This window comes from Cutibacterium equinum (assembly GCF_028021195.1).
Classification (GTDB): Bacteria; Actinomycetota; Actinomycetes; order Propionibacteriales; family Propionibacteriaceae; genus Cutibacterium; species Cutibacterium equinum.
The window spans coordinates 2,380,625-2,399,293 of the sequence record NZ_CP115668.1; the positions used below are offsets into that span (position 1 = coordinate 2,380,625).

14 protein-coding genes are annotated in these 18,669 nt (G+C 63.5%); 8 read left to right on the forward strand and 6 right to left on the reverse strand.

The features are described 5' to 3' along the window. Nucleotides 1-73: 73 nt before the first annotated feature. Both O6R08_RS10800 and O6R08_RS10805 read left to right on the forward strand, forming a co-directional pair. The gene (locus tag O6R08_RS10800) at nucleotides 74-1,246 is read left to right on the forward strand and encodes a metallophosphoesterase family protein (protein WP_271418100.1); all 1,173 of its coding nucleotides are present in this window, start codon (nucleotides 74-76) and stop codon (nucleotides 1,244-1,246) included. Then, nucleotides 1,243-3,852, forward strand: coding sequence for an ATP-binding protein (locus tag O6R08_RS10805; protein ID WP_271418101.1), 2,610 nt, complete (start codon nucleotides 1,243-1,245; stop codon nucleotides 3,850-3,852). The genes O6R08_RS10800 and O6R08_RS10805 overlap by 4 nt, the downstream gene beginning before the upstream one ends. Nucleotides 3,853-3,923: 71 nt before the next feature. Here O6R08_RS10805 and O6R08_RS10810 read toward each other — a convergent pair whose 3' ends face one another. After that, complete coding sequence (locus O6R08_RS10810; protein WP_271418102.1) at nucleotides 3,924-5,270, reverse strand: MATE family efflux transporter; 1,347 nt, start codon at nucleotides 5,268-5,270, stop codon at nucleotides 3,924-3,926. Beyond that, the gene (locus O6R08_RS10815; RefSeq protein WP_271418103.1) at nucleotides 5,270-5,917 is read right to left on the reverse strand and encodes a TetR/AcrR family transcriptional regulator; all 648 of its coding nucleotides are present in this window, start codon (nucleotides 5,915-5,917) and stop codon (nucleotides 5,270-5,272) included. Before O6R08_RS10815 ends, O6R08_RS10810 begins: the two co-directional genes overlap by 1 nt. 137 nt (nucleotides 5,918-6,054) lie before the next feature. On the opposite strand from O6R08_RS10815, the gene O6R08_RS10820 reads away from it, so the two are divergent. Then, nucleotides 6,055-6,927 (forward strand): aminodeoxychorismate lyase, encoded by an 873-nt coding sequence (locus tag O6R08_RS10820; RefSeq protein ID WP_271418104.1) that lies wholly within the window; start codon nucleotides 6,055-6,057, stop codon nucleotides 6,925-6,927. A 167-nt stretch (nucleotides 6,928-7,094) separates the two neighbouring features. Here O6R08_RS10820 and O6R08_RS10825 read toward each other — a convergent pair whose 3' ends face one another. Then, nucleotides 7,095-7,622 (reverse strand): hypothetical protein, encoded by a 528-nt coding sequence (locus tag O6R08_RS10825; RefSeq protein ID WP_271418105.1) that lies wholly within the window; start codon nucleotides 7,620-7,622, stop codon nucleotides 7,095-7,097. Further along, nucleotides 7,619-8,533, reverse strand: a complete 915-nt coding sequence (locus tag O6R08_RS11350; RefSeq protein WP_333907898.1) for a L,D-transpeptidase family protein — start codon at nucleotides 8,531-8,533, stop codon at nucleotides 7,619-7,621. Before O6R08_RS11350 ends, O6R08_RS10825 begins: the two co-directional genes overlap by 4 nt. Before the next feature lie 35 nt (nucleotides 8,534-8,568). Between O6R08_RS11350 and O6R08_RS10835 the strand changes: the two genes are divergently transcribed. From O6R08_RS10835 to O6R08_RS10845, 3 genes are all read left to right on the forward strand, one after another. Next, a complete protein-coding gene (locus O6R08_RS10835) occupies nucleotides 8,569-9,474 on the forward strand; it encodes a carbohydrate kinase family protein (protein ID WP_271418106.1) in 906 nt (301 codons plus the stop codon). Nucleotides 9,475-9,513: 39 nt separating this feature from the next. Further along, nucleotides 9,514-11,583 (forward strand): NAD(+) synthase, encoded by a 2,070-nt coding sequence (locus O6R08_RS10840; RefSeq protein ID WP_271418107.1) that lies wholly within the window; start codon nucleotides 9,514-9,516, stop codon nucleotides 11,581-11,583. Between the two features lie 177 nt (nucleotides 11,584-11,760). Beyond that, nucleotides 11,761-14,007 carry a 6-phosphofructokinase gene (locus tag O6R08_RS10845; protein WP_271419385.1) on the forward strand — a complete coding sequence of 749 codons (2,247 nt, stop codon included), beginning with the start codon at nucleotides 11,761-11,763 and terminating at the stop codon, nucleotides 14,005-14,007. Nucleotides 14,008-14,112: 105 nt separating this feature from the next. Here O6R08_RS10845 and O6R08_RS10850 read toward each other — a convergent pair whose 3' ends face one another. Together O6R08_RS10850 and O6R08_RS10855 are read right to left on the reverse strand one after the other, a co-directional pair. After that, nucleotides 14,113-14,838 (reverse strand): hypothetical protein, encoded by a 726-nt coding sequence (locus tag O6R08_RS10850; RefSeq protein WP_271418108.1) that lies wholly within the window; start codon nucleotides 14,836-14,838, stop codon nucleotides 14,113-14,115. Nucleotides 14,839-14,978: 140 nt separating this feature from the next. After that, nucleotides 14,979-15,104, reverse strand: a complete 126-nt coding sequence (locus O6R08_RS10855; RefSeq protein WP_271418109.1) for an acyltransferase — start codon at nucleotides 15,102-15,104, stop codon at nucleotides 14,979-14,981. 223 nt (nucleotides 15,105-15,327) lie between these two features. Here O6R08_RS10855 and O6R08_RS10860 point away from each other — a divergent pair, with 223 nt between their 5' ends. Both O6R08_RS10860 and O6R08_RS10865 read left to right on the forward strand, forming a co-directional pair. Continuing rightward, nucleotides 15,328-16,581 carry a L,D-transpeptidase gene (locus tag O6R08_RS10860; protein ID WP_271418110.1) on the forward strand — a complete coding sequence of 418 codons (1,254 nt, stop codon included), beginning with the start codon at nucleotides 15,328-15,330 and terminating at the stop codon, nucleotides 16,579-16,581. A gap of 273 nt (nucleotides 16,582-16,854) precedes the next feature. Next, nucleotides 16,855-18,384, forward strand: a complete 1,530-nt coding sequence (locus O6R08_RS10865) for a septal ring lytic transglycosylase RlpA family protein (RefSeq protein WP_271418111.1) — start codon at nucleotides 16,855-16,857, stop codon at nucleotides 18,382-18,384. The last annotated feature ends 285 nt before the right edge of the window (nucleotides 18,385-18,669 follow it).

Genomic DNA, 18,669 nt, shown 5'->3' on the forward strand with positions numbered 1-18,669 from the left:
GGCTTGACAAGCCAGAACATCAACGGAACATCCGTTACACAGAAGTGTCAGGGTCATTTCCTATCGTGTTGCCATGACGAGATTCCTTCATACCTCGGATTGGCAACTGGGGATGACCCGGCACTATCTGTCCAAGCAGGGCGACGATGACCCGCAGGCACGGTTTACTGCCGATCGCATCGAAACGGTGCGCAGGCTGGGCGAGGTCGCCCGGCAGGAAGAGTGCGATTTCGTTGTCGTGGCCGGCGACGTTTTCGAGACCCAGAACGTATCTGCTCAAATCATCGCCCGCAGTTGCGAGGCCATGGCCTCCATGGACTTGCCCGTTTATCTACTACCGGGAAACCACGACAGTCTGGAGCCCGGATGCCTGTGGGACGCGACGGAATTCACCCGTCACTGCCCCAGCAATGTCCGTGTCCTACGCGACCAATCGGAGATCGACGTCACTGACGCGAATGGCTCCGTCATCGCGCAGATCGTCGCCGCCCCCCTGACGACTCGTCATCCATCGACAGATCCGCTGGCAGAACTCGCCACCAGCCTGAAGCCCACCCAGATCCCTCGCATCCTGGTTGGTCACGGCCAGCTGGAGGGATTGTCAGGTGATACCCGGGACGCTCTCATCTCGCGGGCTCCTCTCGACGATGCCATTGCTCGTGGCGCGTTGACCTACGTCGCTCTGGGAGACCGCCACATCGCGTGGCCGCCCGATGACGACCACGCTGCCATTCGTTACAGCGGCACCCCGGAGACGACGAGCTTCAACGAGGAAACCGTCGGTACCGCAGTCGTCGTCGATCTCGACGGGCCTGTCACCTGTACGACGATCAAGGTTGGTACCTGGCTGCACGCGCGGGTGAGCCAGCAGGTCGCGGGCGAGGAAGACTTGGAAGCTCTGAGGGATCGGTTCGACTCCTTCGACCACCGGGACCGCACCATCATCCGCTATGACCTCCACGGTCAGCTCACCATCTCCCAGACGGCCGAGCTCGACGAGATCATCGCCGACTACGAGACCGTCTTCGCCAGCATCGAGGCCAGCGAGAACCGCCATGACCTCACGATCGTGGCAGACGATGCCACCCTCAACGACGCCGACCTACCGAACTGGGTGAGGGATGCCGGTGAGGAATTGTCGACCATGTGTGCCACCAATGACGACGCCGTTGCAGCCCTGACCCTTCTGCACCGTTTCGTGAGTGCGCAGAGTCCGCAGACGCGTACTGCGGGGGTGAGACGATGAAACTCCATCGCATCCACGTCGAGAACTTCAAAGCCATCGGGAACCGCACCCTTGAACTGCCCGACACTGGGATCGTCGTCGCGACTGGCCCGAACGAGATCGGAAAGACCTCGATGATCGAGGCACTGGACCTCGTTCTCGGCACCAAGTACAAGGCTTCCTCCCGGGCACAAGAGGTCCGAGCGGCCCAGCGCTTCGGCACCTCACTCCCGGTGGTCGTCGAGGCTGAGATGACGATCGGTGAACATCGTTGTACACACCGAAAGAGATTCCTCAAGAACACAGAATCCTCGTTGACGTTCATATCCGGTCCCCGGGCCGGGCAAGTCGTCACTGGGGACGAGGCTGTCGAGACGATGGAAACCCTGCTGGCCGGAGTGGACATGACACTGTGGAATGCCCTACGACTCATGCAGGCCAGCAGCCTGTCGCCGCTGCGGTTGGATTCCTCCCAGGCGTTGACAGCCGCGCTCGAGCAGACCGGTGGCCAGAAGCCCGACGAGGGTTCGATCGGCGGTCTCATGGACCGAGTGCGTGCCGAGTACGAGGTGTACTACCAACCCGCCACCGGCAAGGAACGGAAGGCAGCCTTCGAGGAACGGCGGCAGCTGGAGGCTGTCAGCCGTGACCTCGAGGAGGCGTCGGCACGCCTCAAGGAGGTCGACGATGTCGTCGAGGCCCTGACTCGGATCAATGAGCAAATCAGTCATGACCGCGACGTCGAGGCATCGACGAAGGCCCAGTACCAACAGACCACGGCTGCCCTCGACAGTCTCACCGAGCTGGAGAAGGAAGTCGAGACCACCAGTCGCATCGCCAAGGAAGCGGGTCAGCGTCACACCGAGGCCAAATCCGCTCACGATGTGCGAGCCCAACTCGTCGAGCGCCTCACCGAGGCCCGCGAGAGGCACGAACGGTGCGCGCAGGTAGCAGCCGAGAAGGACGAGAAGGACGCAGCGGTCGACGCTGAACTCGCAGAGGCCCAGAGTGCCCTCGACGAAGCTACATCCAAGGTCGCCGAGGCCGAGACCGCGGAGGAAGACGCACGACGTACCCTCTCCGCCGTGCGAGCCGGTGAGAAGGCTGCGAGAGCTCGCACGCAGCTGGACCGCATCAACGAGCTCAAGGAGCGCATCAGCGACGGACAGCGACGCCTCGAATCCGAGAAGGTCACGAGCCAGCTGCTGACCCAACTCAAGAACGCTGTCAAAACCGACGACCTCGCCAAGGAGGCAGCGGCTCTGGCCAGCACCCAGCTCATCATTGAGCACCGAGCTGAGGGCGATCCGCTGCGCATCGACGGCACCGAACTTGACCTGCCTGTCGGCCAGACGCTCCAGCGCAGCATCGACGGCGAGCTCGTCATGGAGATGGGCGATCTGTGGCGGCTGAGAATCTCCCCCACCAGCGAGGTCATGAATCTGGCACGTGACGCGGACCAGGCACACCAAGCGGTCGAGTCCCTCCTCGGGGAGCTCGGCGTGAGCAACCTGGAGCAGGCCGAGGCCCGCATGGCCGAGCGCAAGGTTCTCCAGTCGCACCTCGCTTCCTGGCAAGAGCAACTCGAGCGCGAGCAGGGCGAGAGCACCATCCAGGAACTCGAGGCCCTGGCCGATCACACCAGCGAGGACGTGCCCCTCACACCCGCACAGGCCCAAAAGCTGGAGGACGATGCCGTCGCCAAGGCCAATGACGCTCGCAACGCCGAACGTCAGGCCCAGGCGCGCTTCAACGCAGTGGACAAACGTCGCAGTGAGGCTCACGACCAGGCACTTCGCGCCAAAATCGACCTTGACCATGCAGCCGAGACACTCGACCGGCTCACCAAGGAACTCGCCAACGCACGGAAGACCGCCCCGGACGACGACCTCGCCCAGACCCTCAAGACCGCCGAGGAGGAGAACCGCGTCGCGAAGGCCGATGCCGATCGTGCGGCCGCTGCCCTGGCCGAACGCAACCCTGACCAAGTACATGCCGAGGCGCAGGGGAGCCAGTTGGCCCTCAGCAAAGCCACCGCGCGCCTCAAGGAGGACACTGATCGTCAGCTGGAGCTCAAGGGACAGTTGTTAGGACTGGGTCGCCAGGACCGCCAGGCCGAGGTCGACGCCCTGAGCAGCAAGCACCACCAGCTCGCCCGCCGTGTCGCCGGGCTGGAAAAGCGAGCACGGTCGACGAAGCTGCTCTACGACACCCTCACCCATCACCTCGACAAGGTGCGTCAGTCCTATGTGGCCCCGTTCACCGGCGAGACCGACCGGATCGGCCAGGCCGTGTTCGGTCCAGATCTTCACGTCGAGATCGACTCCACGCTGACGGTGGTGGCCCGCCACCTCAAGGGCACGCGCATGGAATGGGACCAACTGTCATCGGGGGCTCGGGAACAATTGGGACTGGTGGTCCGACTGGCTGCGGCTCACCTCATTGATCCCGACGACGGAGTTCCCGTGATCCTTGACGATGCCCTGGTCTACTCGGATGCAGTGAGGGTCAGACACATCCTCACCGAGGTCGCCCGCGGAGCCCAAACCAGTCAGATCGTGGTGTTCACCAGTGCCCCTGAAAGGTACGACTCAGTTCCCGGGGCTCAGCAGGTTCGGTTCGACTGATCCCCCGCGTCGCGCGAGCGGGAATCGTTCGGGACCCATCGACCCGGGGCAAGGAATCAGCCGGGGGTCACTCAGGCTCCGGTGCGCATCCAGGCATCCCCGTGAGCCCGCCACGCTAGCATCGCGCAACGCACCGCCATGAACCCACCAAAGGCGATCCACAACCAGACGACCGCAGCTGCCGGGTCAGCTGGCGCCCACAGATGAACCGCCCATGCCATCGGCAGGTACACCAGAAACATCACGACCTGGGCTCCCGACAGCCAGCGGCCGTCACCAGCTCCGATGAGAACACCATCGAGGACGAAGGCCGGGCCGGCAATCACCTGCTCAACCGCCACGACGAGGAGACCAGCCGCAACCGCACGATGAACCGCCGGGTCATCGGTGTACATGGCGGGAACCACCTGGTGCAAGGCTGCCAGCACAATCCCGACGACAACCCCCGCCCACACTCCCCACTGGGTCATCGTGCCGGTCAACGACCGGGTGCGGTCAATGTCGCCTGCTCCCAAACTCGCTCCCGTCAAGGCCTGACCAGCGATACCGAGGGCATCCATCATCATGAGGAGCAGGTTCCAGATCGTCATCGTCACCTGGTAGGAAGCCATGGTGATTGCCCCCGCCTGTGCTGCCACCCACGTCGTCACGTACAGGGCCGCCCGCAACGCAATGGTGCGAATGAGCAACGGGACCCCGTCGCGCAGGCTTGATGCGATACCGCCGACGTGGGGCATCAGGCTCAGGTCGAGACCGTGAGTACGCCTCCACAACACCCACACCAAGGCCGCCGCCATGGCGATCTGGCAGATGAGGGTGCCCATCGCTGAGCCGTCGATCCCCCAACCCATGCCGAGCACGAACCACAGGTTGAGCGCCAAGTTGAGGCTGAAGGTGACGACGGTGACGACCAGAGGCGTCCGGGTGTCCTGAAAACCACGCAGCACGCCGGTGACGGCCATCGTCGCGAGCATGGCGGGCACACCAAAACCGGTGATGCGCAGATACCGTCCGGCCTGCTCGGCAACCACTCCGCTGGCACCAAACCACCCGGCAACCGTCGTCGGGATGACCACCAGCATGACGGCGACGAGGACGCCGATGATGACCGACAACCACAGTCCGTCCACACCAGCCTGAGCCGCGCCGCGGCGATCCCCTGCCCCCATCCGGCGCGACGAGGTGGCCGTCGTGGCATACGCGAGGAAGACGAAGAGGCCCGTGAACGTCGTCAGGGCTGCCGAGGCGACACCCAAGCCAGCCAACTGGGCGGTACCCAAGTGCCCGACAACGGCGGAATCCGCGACGAGAAACAGCGGCTCGGCCACCAAGGACAAGAAAGCGGGTACCGCCAGATTCAGGATCTGTCGGTACCCGGCCTCAGCCGCGGAGTCCGTCTTGCGACCCGCTCGAACCATCAGGCTCGGGCAATCGCACCACGCAGGGAGGCACGAATGACATTGAGGACGTTCTCGGCGCGCTCGGCAGTTTTGTCACCACGCAGCGGACCAGAGGTCGACAGCGAGACAAACCCGTGAAGCAACGACCACAGCAGGATGACCAGGCCACGTACATCGACTCGCTCCGAGAGCTTGACGTCGGGGCCGGTCAGAACATCGTTGATCACCGAGTCGGGATAATTCGGCGCCTTGGACCGATCCGCCTTGAGCATGTCGAGGCCGGCATCCGAAATACGGTATGCGACGTCAAAAAGCCCCGGCTCAGCCAGAGCGAAATCCAAATATGCGCGGCAGGCAGCCACCAGTTCGGCGACGACTTGCGCCTCATCGCCTTCACCATGGGCTTCAGCCACAGCTTCGCGCATTGTGAGGCCGATCTGGTCGGCAGCCGCCAAGCCCACCTCGTCGAGAAGGTCGTCGCGGCTGGCGAAGTGACGGTAAGCGGCATTGGGTGACACGCCAACCCGGCGAGTCGCTTCACGCAGCACGACCGCCTCGGCACCACCGCGCCGCGCCATCTCCAAACCCTCTTTCACAAGGGATTCACGCAGATGGCCGTGATGGTAGGCCTGACGTTCCTGCGACGAGCGATATGCCTGGGTCATGAATCGTCTCCCGTCCGTTGGTCATATGGCATCAGCCTGGCTGGTTGAACACAAACGCCCAACTTTACGTGACAGTCCTGTGCTCCCGCATGGCAACCCCTACGACCACACATATTCCACCCAACTAGGCTGAACGCATGAATTCAAGTGTTCCATACCTACTGGCTATCCTTGGCGAAGGTGTCGTCCCGCCCTCAACCATGGTGTGCCACGGGGACGATCTCGGGCTGCTGCGAGGCGACGGAGTCTTCGACGCAACTCGCATCGTGACGACCGAGGACGGAACATCACGAATTGATCATCTCGAGGAACATCTTTCCCGCTTTGCTCGCTCGATTGCCGGCATAGATGGGCCCACCCCCGACATGGACTCGTGGCATCGCCTCATCGAGGACGCTGCGCGTAACTGGCGTGTCCCCGGGGAGGCCACCCTCAAACTCGTCTACACCAACGGTCGCGAGGTCGTTCCGGGACCTCCGCGAGGGTTCCTCATCATCGCTCCCCTCTCTGAAACCCACATGGAGGAGCGGGAAGGAATCAACGTGCTGTGCCTGTCGCGTGGCGTCACCAGCGACGCCTTCGCGGATGCTCCGTGGCTTCTCGGCGGTGTCAAGACCCTGTCCTATGCCGTCAATGTCGCGGCACTGCGTTACGCCAAGTCCCAAGGCGCTGACGACGTCATCTTCACGTCAACCGAGGGATATCTGCTGGAGGGACCCACCTCTGGACTGGTCGTCAAGGCCAACGACGCACTGTGGACAACCCCCACCGGCACGACTGGAATCCTCAGCTCCATCACCGTCAATACCGTCTTCGAAGCCGCTGACGACAATGGGGTCAAGACTGCCACCCGCCTCATGAGGCGCGACGAGGTGTTGCGCGCCCAGGGAGCCTGGCTGTTGTCATCCATTCGCGGCGTCGTCCCCATCCTCAGCATTGACGGCCACCCGGCTCCCCACGACGACGAGATGACTCACCGGTTGCGGGTCTGGGCCGGGTTCGAGGAGTGACACCGGCCCCCTCGAATCCACCCCCTACGACGAAAGCCCTTGCCAAGGTCGGGGTGACTCATCGTCTGCACCACTGCTGCTCATGTCTGCCAGCCCGAACTGCACGAGGGTGGACAACGGTGTGGGTGTCATGACTCACAGTCGTGGGCACCCTTGCCGTCACGGATTCATCGCGAACGGGTTCCTGCTATGACCCACGGACCCCACCAAGCACCCAGCCCGATGGCTACCAGGAGGGCGGGCCAGGTGACCTCGGCCACCGCTGAGAGCACAGGCATCAGGGCGTAAAGACCCGCTGCTCCCAGCAGCACCGTCACCGCCCCGACGATCCCGCCCGCACAACGCTGACTCCTGCGCTGCTCCAACCGCGCACCCAGCAAAGCTGCCAGCAAGACGACTGGGACGATGAGGATCACCGCCACGCCCATCGCATAGAGCACACCGACAAGGAGGCTGCCGAACCAGCCGCGTACCGGCATCGTTCCGCCGGTGCCATTCTTCCCAGGTGTGACGGCCCAGATCGCCAAGCCAAGACCCCACACCAGGCCGGTGATGGCCATGGCCGCGACAAATGCAGCAGCAGCCCGACCGACCCGGGCAGATTCAGTCGTCGCTCCCAGATTGTCCTGGTTGACCTCGTGACCCAGTCGTGCTCTCACGTCGACGGTGTGCTCCTTGACGCGCCGACGACTCACCGCACCTTCACCTTGGTGCCCTCATGAGCAAAGGAGTAGAGAGCCTTCGAATCCTGCGGAGCCAATCTCGGGCAGCCGTGACTCGAGTACCCCGGCATACCCAGGGTGTCGACGGGCTGAGCCAGCTTCTTGGTTTTCTCATCCCACGGAATCTGGTGGAAGCCAATACGGCCGATCGCTCCTGGCCGCTGGTAGAAGGCCAGGAAATTGGGGATGTACCAGTGGATACCGTCCTCGGTGGACGCGGCATGGCGCGTCTTGAACGTGATCTCGTAGTCGCCGACGGGGGTCTTCCAAGGCTCGGCGGTGGTGAGCATCGCGCGCTTCACCACACCGTCGCCAACGAGATAGACGTGATTCTCCGCCTTGATCCACAGCACATAGGTGCCAGCACCTGCCGAGGATTTGCCACCCACTGCCAGGGACGCCGGAGGTGGAGTCGGACCAGAAGTCGAGGGTTTCGGCCCCTTGGGCTGAGGGGTTGGGGACGTCTCGGTCTCGTCGACCGCATTGCCGGCCGTGCGTACTTCCGGAGTCGTCTTCTCACTCGAGGAGGCCTGGGCCGTTGGGACGGGGGAAGTCTTGGCTGCTGAGGCGGGGGAGGCCGTGACTGTCGGCGCCGGGGACACCGTCGAGCACGTCACGGGATAGTGATGACGGTCATGAAGATCGCCGGCACCAGGAACAGAATCGATGCACGTCGTCGATGCCGGCATGGATGATGCACATCCCGTGACCAAGCACACCATTGCCACCGAGGCAGCAAGGATGCCGCCGGCGCGCGGTTGTGAGGTCGGGGTGCTTCCGGAAGCAATCATCGTATCCAGTCCAAAGGCAACTCGGTGGCGATTCGAATGCCATGCTAATGGCAAAACGACAGACGGACCATCTGCTCGCATGCCAAGAGCCATGCACGAGACTGGCCACAACGTCGGGAGGAGAGAGCATGTCTACCGCGCTTGTCATCGGGGAGTCGCTCATCGACATCGTCAATGATGCCGGGCGGGTGAGTGAGCATCCCGGGGGCTCGCCCATGAATGTCGCGGTCGGGTTGGCACGCTTGGGACGCGACGTCGAATTGGCGACCTGGATCGGCTCTGACGATCACGGCCGCATGATCGAAGCCCATGTCGGAGCCGACAACATCCGTCTCAGCAGCTCCTCTCGAGGCGCCGATCACACATCCACGGCCACCGCCACTCTGACGGGAGGCCAGGCGAGTTACGAGTTCGACCTCGAGTGGGCGTTGCCGTCGGTGCAGATTCCCACTGACTGCGTGGTCGTCCACGCCGGATCCTTGGCATGCGTCATCGCCCCGGGGCATCGGGTGGTGGCCGAGACGGTGGCCGCCGCCCGGGACTTGGCAACCATCACCTTCGATCCGAATTGCCGACCCAGTGTGCTCGGTGACCCGGGTGCTGCGCGCCACGATGTTGAACAGTTCGTGCGCCTGGCCGACGTCGTCAAGGCCTCCGACGAAGACCTGACCTGGTTGGCAGAAGGCGGCGACCCAGTTGACATGCTGACCAGCTGGATGGAACTGGGGCCAAAAATTGGCATTCTGACGATGGGAGAACACGGCGTGGTGGCTATGACGGCCGGAGGTGTCGAAATTCGCGTCCCCGGGGAGCGAACTGACATCGTCGACACTGTCGGGGCCGGGGATTCCTTCATGTCGGCAACCATCGACGGGTTGTGGACTGCCGGGCTGCTGGGGCCCGAACACCGCACGGATCTCGGAGACATCCGGCCTGACATTTTTCGTCAGGTGATGCAGAGGGCAGCCCACATCGCGGCCATCACCGTCTCCCGAGCCGGGGCAAATCCCCCGCGGAGCGACGAACTGGGGTGAACCGAGCTTGCCTGCTCCACCTTCTGCGAGACTGGCCCCATGAAGGGGAATTTCCACTCGGCATATGACCAGGGCTTCGCACGAGTCGCAGCATGCACCACGACGGTGCACATTGGTGACCCGGCCTCGAACGTGGCGGGAATAATCGACACCTGCCGGGAACTCGACTCTCGCGACGTGGCCATCGCTGTCTTCCCCGAACTGTGCCTGACCGGCTACGCCATCGACGACCTGCTGCTCCAAGATGTCGTTTTGGACGCTGTTCTCGACGCCATTGAAACTCTGCGCCAGGTATCCAGCGACCTCTTCCCGGTGATCATCGTCGGCGCTCCCCTCCGGAGAGGAAACCGGCTGTACAACTGTGCCGTCGTCGTCCACCGCGGCCGAGTGCTCGGTGTGGTGCCCAAGAGTTATCTCCCCAACTACCGGGAGTTCTACGAAAAGCGTCACTTCGCCTCAGGTGTCGGCACCAGCGGGATCATCGACCTATCGGGCCGACAGAAATCTCACCTGGCCTCGACCGAGGTCCCCTTCGGCCCAGACCAGCTCTTCCAGGCATCCGACCTGCCCGACCTCACCTTTCACGTGGAAGTCTGCGAGGACCTGTGGGTACCGGTCACCCCGTCTTCTCAGGCTGCGCTCGCAGGGGCCGTCCTGGAGGTCAACCTGTCCGGGTCTCCCATCACCGTCGGAAAATCCCGCCAGCGTCATGAATTGTGCAAGGTGACCTCCGCGCGCAACCTGCAGGCCTACGTCTATGCGGCTGCCGGCCCTGGGGAATCGAGCACCGACCTGTCCTGGGACGGCCAGACGATGATCTACGAGAACGGGCTCCTGCTGTCAGCCACCGACCGTTTTTCCCCCGATCCGGGGTACTGCCTGGCCGACGTCGACCTCGACCTGTTGCGTCAAGAGAGAATTCGTCAGGGGTCCTTCGATGACAATGCCCTCGCCCAACCCCAGGACAAGGACTGGCGAGTCAACACCGTCACCCTGGACCCGACCCACGATGACATCGGCCTCGAGCGACCTGTCAATCGGTTCCCCTTCGTCCCCAACGAGCCCGATCAGCTCGCCCAGGACTGTTACGAGGCCTACAACATCCAGGTCTACGGACTGCGTCGTCGCCTCGAGTCAATTGGGTCGCCCAAGGTTGTCATCGGCGTGTCTGGCGGCCTGGACTCCACCCACGCCCTGCTCGTGGCAGCCAAGGCGATGGACCAGATGGGACGTCCTCGCACCGACATCCTGGCGTACACGATGCCCGGATTCGCCACCACCGACCACACCAAGAACAACGCCTTGGCTCTGTGCCAGGCCCTCGGCATCCCCTGCGAGGTGCTGGACATCCGCCCGGCAGCCACTCAGATGCTCAAGGGGATGGGGCACCCGGCCGGAGACGGCGCCGAGGTCTACGACGTCACCTTCGAGAACGTCCAAGCTGGTCTGCGCTACGACTACCTCTTCCGCATCGCCAACCAGCGTGGCGGCATCGTTCTGGGCACCGGAGACCTCTCGGAGCTCGCCCTGGGATGGTGCACCTTCGGTGTCGGTGACCAGATGAGCCACTACGGGGTCAATACCGGGGTGCCCAAGACCCTCATCCAGCACCTCATCCGGTGGTGCATTTCGTCGGGCCAGTTCAACGAAGCCGCCAATGGTGTCCTGGAGTCAGTGCTGGAGACAGAAATCTCTCCCGAGCTCGTCCCGGCTCGCCCCGGAGAGAAGATCCAGTCGACCCAGGCGAAGATTGGCCCCTACGAGCTGCAGGACTTCACTCTCTACCACGTCCTGCGCCACGGCATGCGCCCCAGCCGGATCGTCTTCCTGTCCCATCACGCCTGGCGGGACGCCTCCGTGGGTTCCTGGCCGCCGGGGTTCCACGACGAGGACCGGCACTCCTACGACCTGCCAGCCATCAAGGACTGGACCCGCCTCTTCCTGCGCCGATTCGTCGGGAACCAGTTCAAACGGTCCACCCTCCCCAACGGCCCCAAGGTGGTCGCCGGGGGGTCGCTGAGCCCGCGCGGGGACTGGCGGATGCCCTCGGATGCCCTCGCCCGAGCCTGGATCGACGACCTGGAGACAATTCCCGACGAGCGCCCCTGAGACCCCCGAACTGCTGACCTGGGGGAAATGGTCACCACGAAGATCCATCAACGTGTCACCCCATCCCCGAGGCATCGCGGCGGTGACGAAAACCCCCAGCTCACCGTCCCCACAGTCACAGTTCACCCTCCGACCACCCTGACGCGGCAATATTGCACTGTGCGTGTTGATGACGAATTGAGGCTTACCCCCACCCTCCCCGACGGTCATGGGCTGCGCATCGGCATCCTGACCAGCGGCGGCGATGCCCAGGGCATGAATGCTGCTGTGCGCGCCGTGGTGCGCTCCGCGTTGAGCGTGGGGGCCGAGGTCTATGCGATCTACGAGGGATACCAGGGGATGATCGATGGCGGCGACGGCATCCGGAGGTTTGGATGGGATGACGTCGGGTCGATCCTCAACCGTGGTGGCACCGTGATCGGCACGTTCCGCTGCAAGGAGATGCGCGAACGCTCAGGTCGGTTGAAGGCTGTGCAAAATCTCTTGGAGCACGAAATCGATCGACTTGTCGTCATCGGTGGCGATGGTTCGCTCACCGGTTTGGACGTGCTGCGCACCGAGTGGGCCGACCTCGTCGCCGAGCTCGTCGACACGGGTCAGGTGAGCCCCGAGGTGGCCCGCAAACACCCCTCCCTCATGATCGCGGGACTGGTGGGCTCCATCGACAACGACCTCGTCGGATCCGACATGACCATCGGCGCCGACACTGCTCTGCACCGCATCGTCGATGCCATCGACGACCTCACCTCCACCGCAGCCAGCCATCAACGATCCTTCGTCGTCGAGGTGATGGGTCGCCACTGCGGCTACCTCGCCCTCATGGCGGCAGTCGCCGGTGGTGCCGACTACGTCCTCATTCCGGAACGCCCGCCGGAGGACGGCTGGGAGGATCGGATGTGCGCCGAGCTCAAGCGCGGCCGTCAGGCAGGGCGCCGGGATTCGATCGTCGTCGTGGCGGAGGGGGCCACCGATCGCGCCGGTCATCGCATCACCTCCGAATATGTCCGTCAGGTCCTCGAGGACAAGCTCGGCGAGGACGCCCGCGTCACCATCCTGGGCCACGTCCAGCGCGGCGGACGCCCCTCGGCGTACGACCGTTGGGCCTCTACCTGGCTGGGCTATCACGCCGTTCACGAGGTGCTGTCGACGACACCGGAGGCCGAGGGACACGTCATCGGAACCAGCGCGAACCGCATCCACCTCCTCCCCCTGGTCAAGGCCGTCGCCGACACCAAGTCGGTGCCCGGTCTCATCGAGCAGGGTCGTTACACCGAGGCCATGCGGATGCGGGGACGCTCCTTCGTCGAGATGGACGCCATCTTCACCGAGCTCAGCGAGCCGGCCCGCACCACGGCCCAGGGAGTCGATGACGCCGACCGCAAACGGATCGCGATCATGCACGCGGGCGGGCCAGCTCCGGGCATGAACACTGCTGCCCGCGCCGCCGTCCGACTGGCGATTTCTCGCGGCCACACCGTCATCGGAATCCACAACGGATTCGTCGGCCTGGCGGAGGGGGACATGTCGGAACTGGCATGGGGCGACGTCGAGGGCTGGGCCGGGGAAGGGGGAGCCGAGCTGGGCACCCGCCGCGAGATCCCGAGCACCCGCGACCTTTACGCGGTCAGCCGCGCCCTGGAGGACGCCCACATCGACGCCCTGCTCGTCATCGGCGGTTACTCGGCCTACGAGGGCATCTACAACATCACCAGCGAGCGGGACCGCTACCCGGCCTTCCGTATCCCGATGGTGTGCATCCCGGCCTCGATCGACAACAATCTCCCCGGCTCAGAGTTGTCCATCGGTGCCGACACCGCCCTCAACGTCATCGTCGAGGCGATGGACAAGATCAAGGAGTCGGGTATCGCCTCCCGGCGGTGTTTCGTCGTCGAGACGATGGGCCGTGACTGTGGATACCTCGCCCTGATGTCGGGAATCGCCGCAGGCGCCGAGCGGATCTACACCAATGAGGACGGCATCAGCCTGGACGATCTGGCCAATGACGTCCACTGGGTGCGTGAGTCCTTCGCCCGTGGGCGACGTCTCTTCCTGGCTGTTCGTAACGAGAACGCCTCACGCAACTACACCACCGAGTTCATCGCGCGGCTCCTGGAGGAGGAATCCCACGGCATGTACGACGTGCGCCACGTGAGGCTGGGTCACATGCAGCAGGGCGGGTCGCCCTCCCCCTTCGATCGACTGCTGGCCAATCGCCTCGCCTATCGCGCTCTCAACCTCATTGACGACGAGCTGGCCGCCCATCAGGACGGGTCGTGGTTCATCGGCGTCAACGAGTCGGACAAGCGCCCCACTCACATGGAGATGATGCCCTCACTCATCGACTCTGCTCATCGTCGCCCCCGCGAACAGTGGTGGCTGACGATGTCGCCGGTGGGGCGCACGGTGTCCAATGACGTGCGCTGAAGCCACACCCCATCATGAGCCAGATTGATGCCAAGCCGGATTGATTGCGTCGCGATTCCTCGTGGGACCTGACGATAGTCGTCAGGGGAGGGCGGAAAGCAGCGCTCAGGGGACCTTCGGGAACTCCATCTTCTCGTCGTACTTGGAGAAGGCGGCGTCGACCTTCATATCCCCGCCCTCTTCTGACGCAACCGAGGCCTTCATGCGCTTGATCCGCTTGGAATCGTCGAGCCAGAAGGTGACCTTGCCAGTGCTCTTGGCCTTGCCGGCACTTGGCGAGGCATTCGACGATTCGCTCGAGGTGGAGTCAGCCGGGGGGTTATAACTGCCGTCGTAACGATGGCCGCCAGATTCCTTGCCGACGTAGGTCAGATCATCGATCCCTCGGGTCAATCCGTCCGCCATTTTACCGGGCTCGACGTCGTGAGTGTCGGTCTGCGAAGGTCCCTGATCCTTCTTCCAGGCCGATCCCTCCTTGGTGAACGCCTCATCGCCGATGATCATCTGTTCGTGATTCCCGGTGGTTCCGGTGGCCGTCATGTGAGCCTTGGGCTTGGACGAATCCGTGCCGTCGTAGTCTCCGGTGACCTTCATGTCGATTTTCATGCCGCCCATCGAGCTGACCGCACTGATCTCTTGGCGATAGGTCTTCACCTTGGACATGGAGGCCTTGACCTCTTTGGCGAACCTCTCCTCGTCAACCTTCCCCTTCTTGAAAAGAGGATCAGACGCTGCGGGTTTGTCGGACCTGTCATCGGCCTTCGATCCACCGTCACAGGCCGCCAAGGACAAACTCGTCGTTGCGACCACGCCCAGGACAGCAACCTTCAACGGGGTACGTGAAAAAACTCGCATAACATTCGTCCGGCTGGGGGTGTGCCGGCCTTTCCGCCCGCGATGCTACCTGCTCACGCCTGCCGACACAGCCGCATCGTCCCACCGTGCGACTCGTCGGAGCCACCATCGACCGGTCACTTGACCATGGCCCACACCCACAACCCGAGAATCGTCACGCCAATGATCGTCACGATGACGACGATGAGCCACGTCAGCCAGTCGGGGCGCTGGCGGGGCGGGATCGGGTCACCGTCAGACATGGGGCACCTCCGGGTCGGTCAGGCGTGGTAATGACCCTCACAAGGGTAGCCGGAGACCATCAGCGCCCCGCCACCCGAGGCTGATCAGCGGGTAGTGAACGTGCCCCGCCAGGCCCAGTCAACGTTTGGGGAGTCGTCGGTTCAGCGCTGTACCATGTATCCCGTTCACCTTCCCCCGGAAATGGACCAAAGTTCGCATTTCGCACAGATGCATGGAGGTACCGTGTCGTCAAGACTGACCCGCCGTTCGGTTCTGGCCTCAAGTGCCGTCGCTGTGCCAGCGACTGTCGCAGCTTGCGCCAAGACGTCTCCGGAAGAGAACGGTTTTGGCTCGACCAGCAACATCAACGGCTCCGGTAAGTCGTCGGCGACCTCAACCCCTGCAGCGACCTCGACACCCACTGCGAACCCGACGCCGGCAGAGCTGACGATCACCTCGGACCACCCCATCACCGAGCTGCATCCCGATGACACCCTGAAGTTCGCCGTCGTCAATGGCTCTCTCAAGGATGTCAAGATCACCGAAAAGAACGACGACGAGGTCAAGGGAACCCTCGAGGACACCGTGTGGACTCCGGAGGAACCCTGGAGCCTCAATACCTCTTACACCGTGACGACGACCCTGACGAACACGGATTCTCGTGTCGACCCGACGACGACGGTCACCACGAAGATCAAGAGCCTCGACGGTGACACCAACGTCGTCGAAATGCTCTACGGTGACGCCACGGTTGGCGTCGGCATGCCGGTCATCATCAAGTTCCACAAAGAGGTCATCGACGCCAAAATGCGGGCCAAGATCGAAAAGGCCATGGAAATCGACGTCTCCCCCAAACAGGAGGGCTCGTGGGGATGGCTTGACCAGTCCCAGCTCATGTGGCGCCCGAAGGAGTTCTGGAAGCCCAATACGAAGGTCAGCGTGCGCGGCAAGCTCAAGGGACTACCCACCTCAAGCCATCGCTGGATCACCCGCGACATCGAGGATTCCTTCCGCATCGGCGATTCCCGCATCCTGAAGATCTTCATCGACGAACACAAGATGGATGTCCTCGTCAACGGCAAGCGGGAACGTTCCATCCCGATAACGACGGGCAGACCCGGTGCAAGCACGACCACCCGATCTGGTACCAAGGTCATCATCGAGCGCGACCGCACGAAGATCATGGACGCTGAGACGATTGGCATCCCCAAGGGAAGCTCGGATTATTACCGCCTCAAGGTGAAGTACGCCATGCGTGTCACCTACACCGGTGAGTTCATTCACGCTGCCCCGTGGTCCGAGGGTTCTCAGGGCAGTGCCAACGTCTCGCACGGCTGTGTTGGGCTGTCCACCGAGAACGCCAAGTGGCTGTTCAATCTCTGCGCGGCCGGGGATCCCGTTGTCAACAGCGGATCCAACCGTCAGTTCAAGCCTGGCGAGGGCATCGGCTGCTGGTGCTACGACTGGGAAGGCTGGCAGAAGCTCAGCGCACTGTGAGCCGTTCCCCCTGTGACGCGACGGAAACCCTCTACCTCGATACAAGGTAGAGGGTTTCACCATGTCAGGGTATTTTCACTCCTCGACGTCACTTTTTGGCTCTACAGCGCGGTTTTCTGCATCACGGAGAGCGTCTTGACGACCGTTGACACGACACGCTCAAACCCTCAACGTCTTTGAGTCCACCGCTCGGCAATTCCTAAGGTCCCACTTGTCCCGGAAACGCCGGGATCAAAAGCCCCGATGCCTTCAATGGCGAGAGGAAGTCACACCGTGATCCGCACCAAGCGCTCAGTCCGAGGTGCCGCCGCCACCATCGCCCTCACCTCCGGTATCAGCGTTGTTGCACCCGCCGTCATCGGCGCCGTCGCACACGCAGCGAACAGCCAGACGATGTACGCGACGACGGACGTCAACGTGCGCTCTGCATCCTCCAACTCCGGCACAGTGCTCACCGTCGTGGCCCGCGGCCAGTCGGTGCAGGTTACCGGCGAGAAGGTGCGCGGGTGGGTGCCCGTCGCCGTGAACGGAACCACGGGCTGGATTTACCAGCGCTTCCTCACCGAGGAGAACATCCTCCCGGTCCATTTTGGGTCCGATCCGCTTCCTGATACCATGATCGCAACGGTCCCGGTCAATGTTCGTGACGACTCCGCCAACGCCGGAAAGATTCTCACCGTTGCCGAGCGTGGCCAGGAGGTCCAGGTCACCGGTCGTCCCGACGGCGGCTGGGTCCCGATCTCGGTCAATGGCAAGTCTGGTTGGATCTACGGTCGTTACCTCACCACTGGTAAGGCGGCTCCGGCCCCTTCCACGCCGAAGGCTGAGGTCAAGACGGCTTCCTCGACCAGCCATGATTCGTCGACCAGCCGTGATGCGAAGCGTCCGGCCCTCGACAACGCGCCGATCCACACCACCACCGGCCTCAACATGCGCACCGCCCCCACCCCCAAGGCCAAGATCATCACCTCCCTGGCTGAAGGCACCGGAGTCGAGGCCACCGGCGAGGTTCACGGCAACTGGGTCCAGGTTCGCGTCGGCGACCGCCCTGGCTGGGTTTACCGCACCCACCTCACCGGCAAGGTGCCGGCAGCTCAGCCCATCAAGCAGGCGGAGCCTGCCAAGCCGGCCAAGCACGCCGAACCGGCAAAAACGGCCGAGTCGGCCAAGCACGCCAAGCATGCCAAGTCGACCAAGTCGGCCGACAAGGCGTCGATCCACACCACCGCCGGCCTCAACATGCGCACCGCCCCCACCCCCAAGGCCAAGATCATCACCTCCCTGGCTGAAGGCACCGGAGTCGAGGCCACCGGCGAGGTTCACGGCAACTGGGTCGAGGTTCGCGCCAACGGCCACACCGGCTGGGTCTACCGCACCCACCTCACCGGAAAAGTCCCCGCCGTCAAGGTGGACACTCCCCGGCGCGAGAAGCACCACAGCAGCGACACCAGCCGCACCACCACGGCCCGTCCGCCGGTTCGCGACACCGATGACGGCGCCTCGGACAAGGGTTCGGGTCACGTCGACGGACGTTGCATCGCCTCGTTCTACGACGAGCCGCAGTCGACGGCATCGGGCGAGCAGTTCAACCCCAACGCCATGACCGCAGCCCACAAGACCCTGCGTCTGGGTACTCGCATCCGCGTCACCAACGTCCGTAACGGTCGCTCGGTCGTCGTGCGCATCAACGACCGTGGCCCATACGTCGCCGGGCGTTGCGTCGACCTGTCGCGGGCCTCCTTCGCCCAGATCGCCGACATCAGCCAGGGAACGACCCCGATCACCTACACCATCCTCAACTGATGGCAAGGGACTGACGAGTCCTCCTCGTGGGGGCGGTTCGCCGATGGGCGGGCCGCCCCCACGTGCGTCTGGCCAACCGGAAGCCGTGCGTCTGCGGAGCCGGTGTCGAAAATTGTCATCTCACAGCCGAATCATGCTCAACCGTGCCGAAAATATGCCGGATTCTTGGTTATTTGCACCGGTAAGCCGTAGCCTTGGATGTGCCATAGTTCACACCGTGGTGACGCTCGGGAATGACCCCGTAGTGCCACCCGTCCACGTATGCCCGGCCACCGGTGACATCCG

Excerpts from the sequence above, each read along its gene's own strand:
- O6R08_RS10800 (WP_271418100.1), top strand. The coding sequence starts at position 74 with ATGACGAGATTCCTTCATACCTCGGATTGGCAACTGGGGATGACCCGG.
- O6R08_RS10805 (WP_271418101.1), top strand. The coding sequence starts at position 1,243 with ATGAAACTCCATCGCATCCACGTCGAGAACTTCAAAGCCATCGGGAAC.
- O6R08_RS10810 (WP_271418102.1), bottom strand. The coding sequence starts at position 5,270 with ATGGTTCGAGCGGGTCGCAAGACGGACTCCGCGGCTGAGGCCGGGTAC.
- O6R08_RS10815 (WP_271418103.1), bottom strand. The coding sequence starts at position 5,917 with ATGACCCAGGCATATCGCTCGTCGCAGGAACGTCAGGCCTACCATCAC.
- O6R08_RS10820 (WP_271418104.1), top strand. The coding sequence starts at position 6,055 with ATGAATTCAAGTGTTCCATACCTACTGGCTATCCTTGGCGAAGGTGTC.
- O6R08_RS11350 (WP_333907898.1), bottom strand. The coding sequence starts at position 8,533 with ATGGCTCTTGGCATGCGAGCAGATGGTCCGTCTGTCGTTTTGCCATTA.
- O6R08_RS10835 (WP_271418106.1), top strand. The coding sequence starts at position 8,569 with ATGTCTACCGCGCTTGTCATCGGGGAGTCGCTCATCGACATCGTCAAT.
- O6R08_RS10840 (WP_271418107.1), top strand. The coding sequence starts at position 9,514 with ATGAAGGGGAATTTCCACTCGGCATATGACCAGGGCTTCGCACGAGTC.
- O6R08_RS10855 (WP_271418109.1), bottom strand. The coding sequence starts at position 15,104 with ATGTCTGACGGTGACCCGATCCCGCCCCGCCAGCGCCCCGACTGGCTG.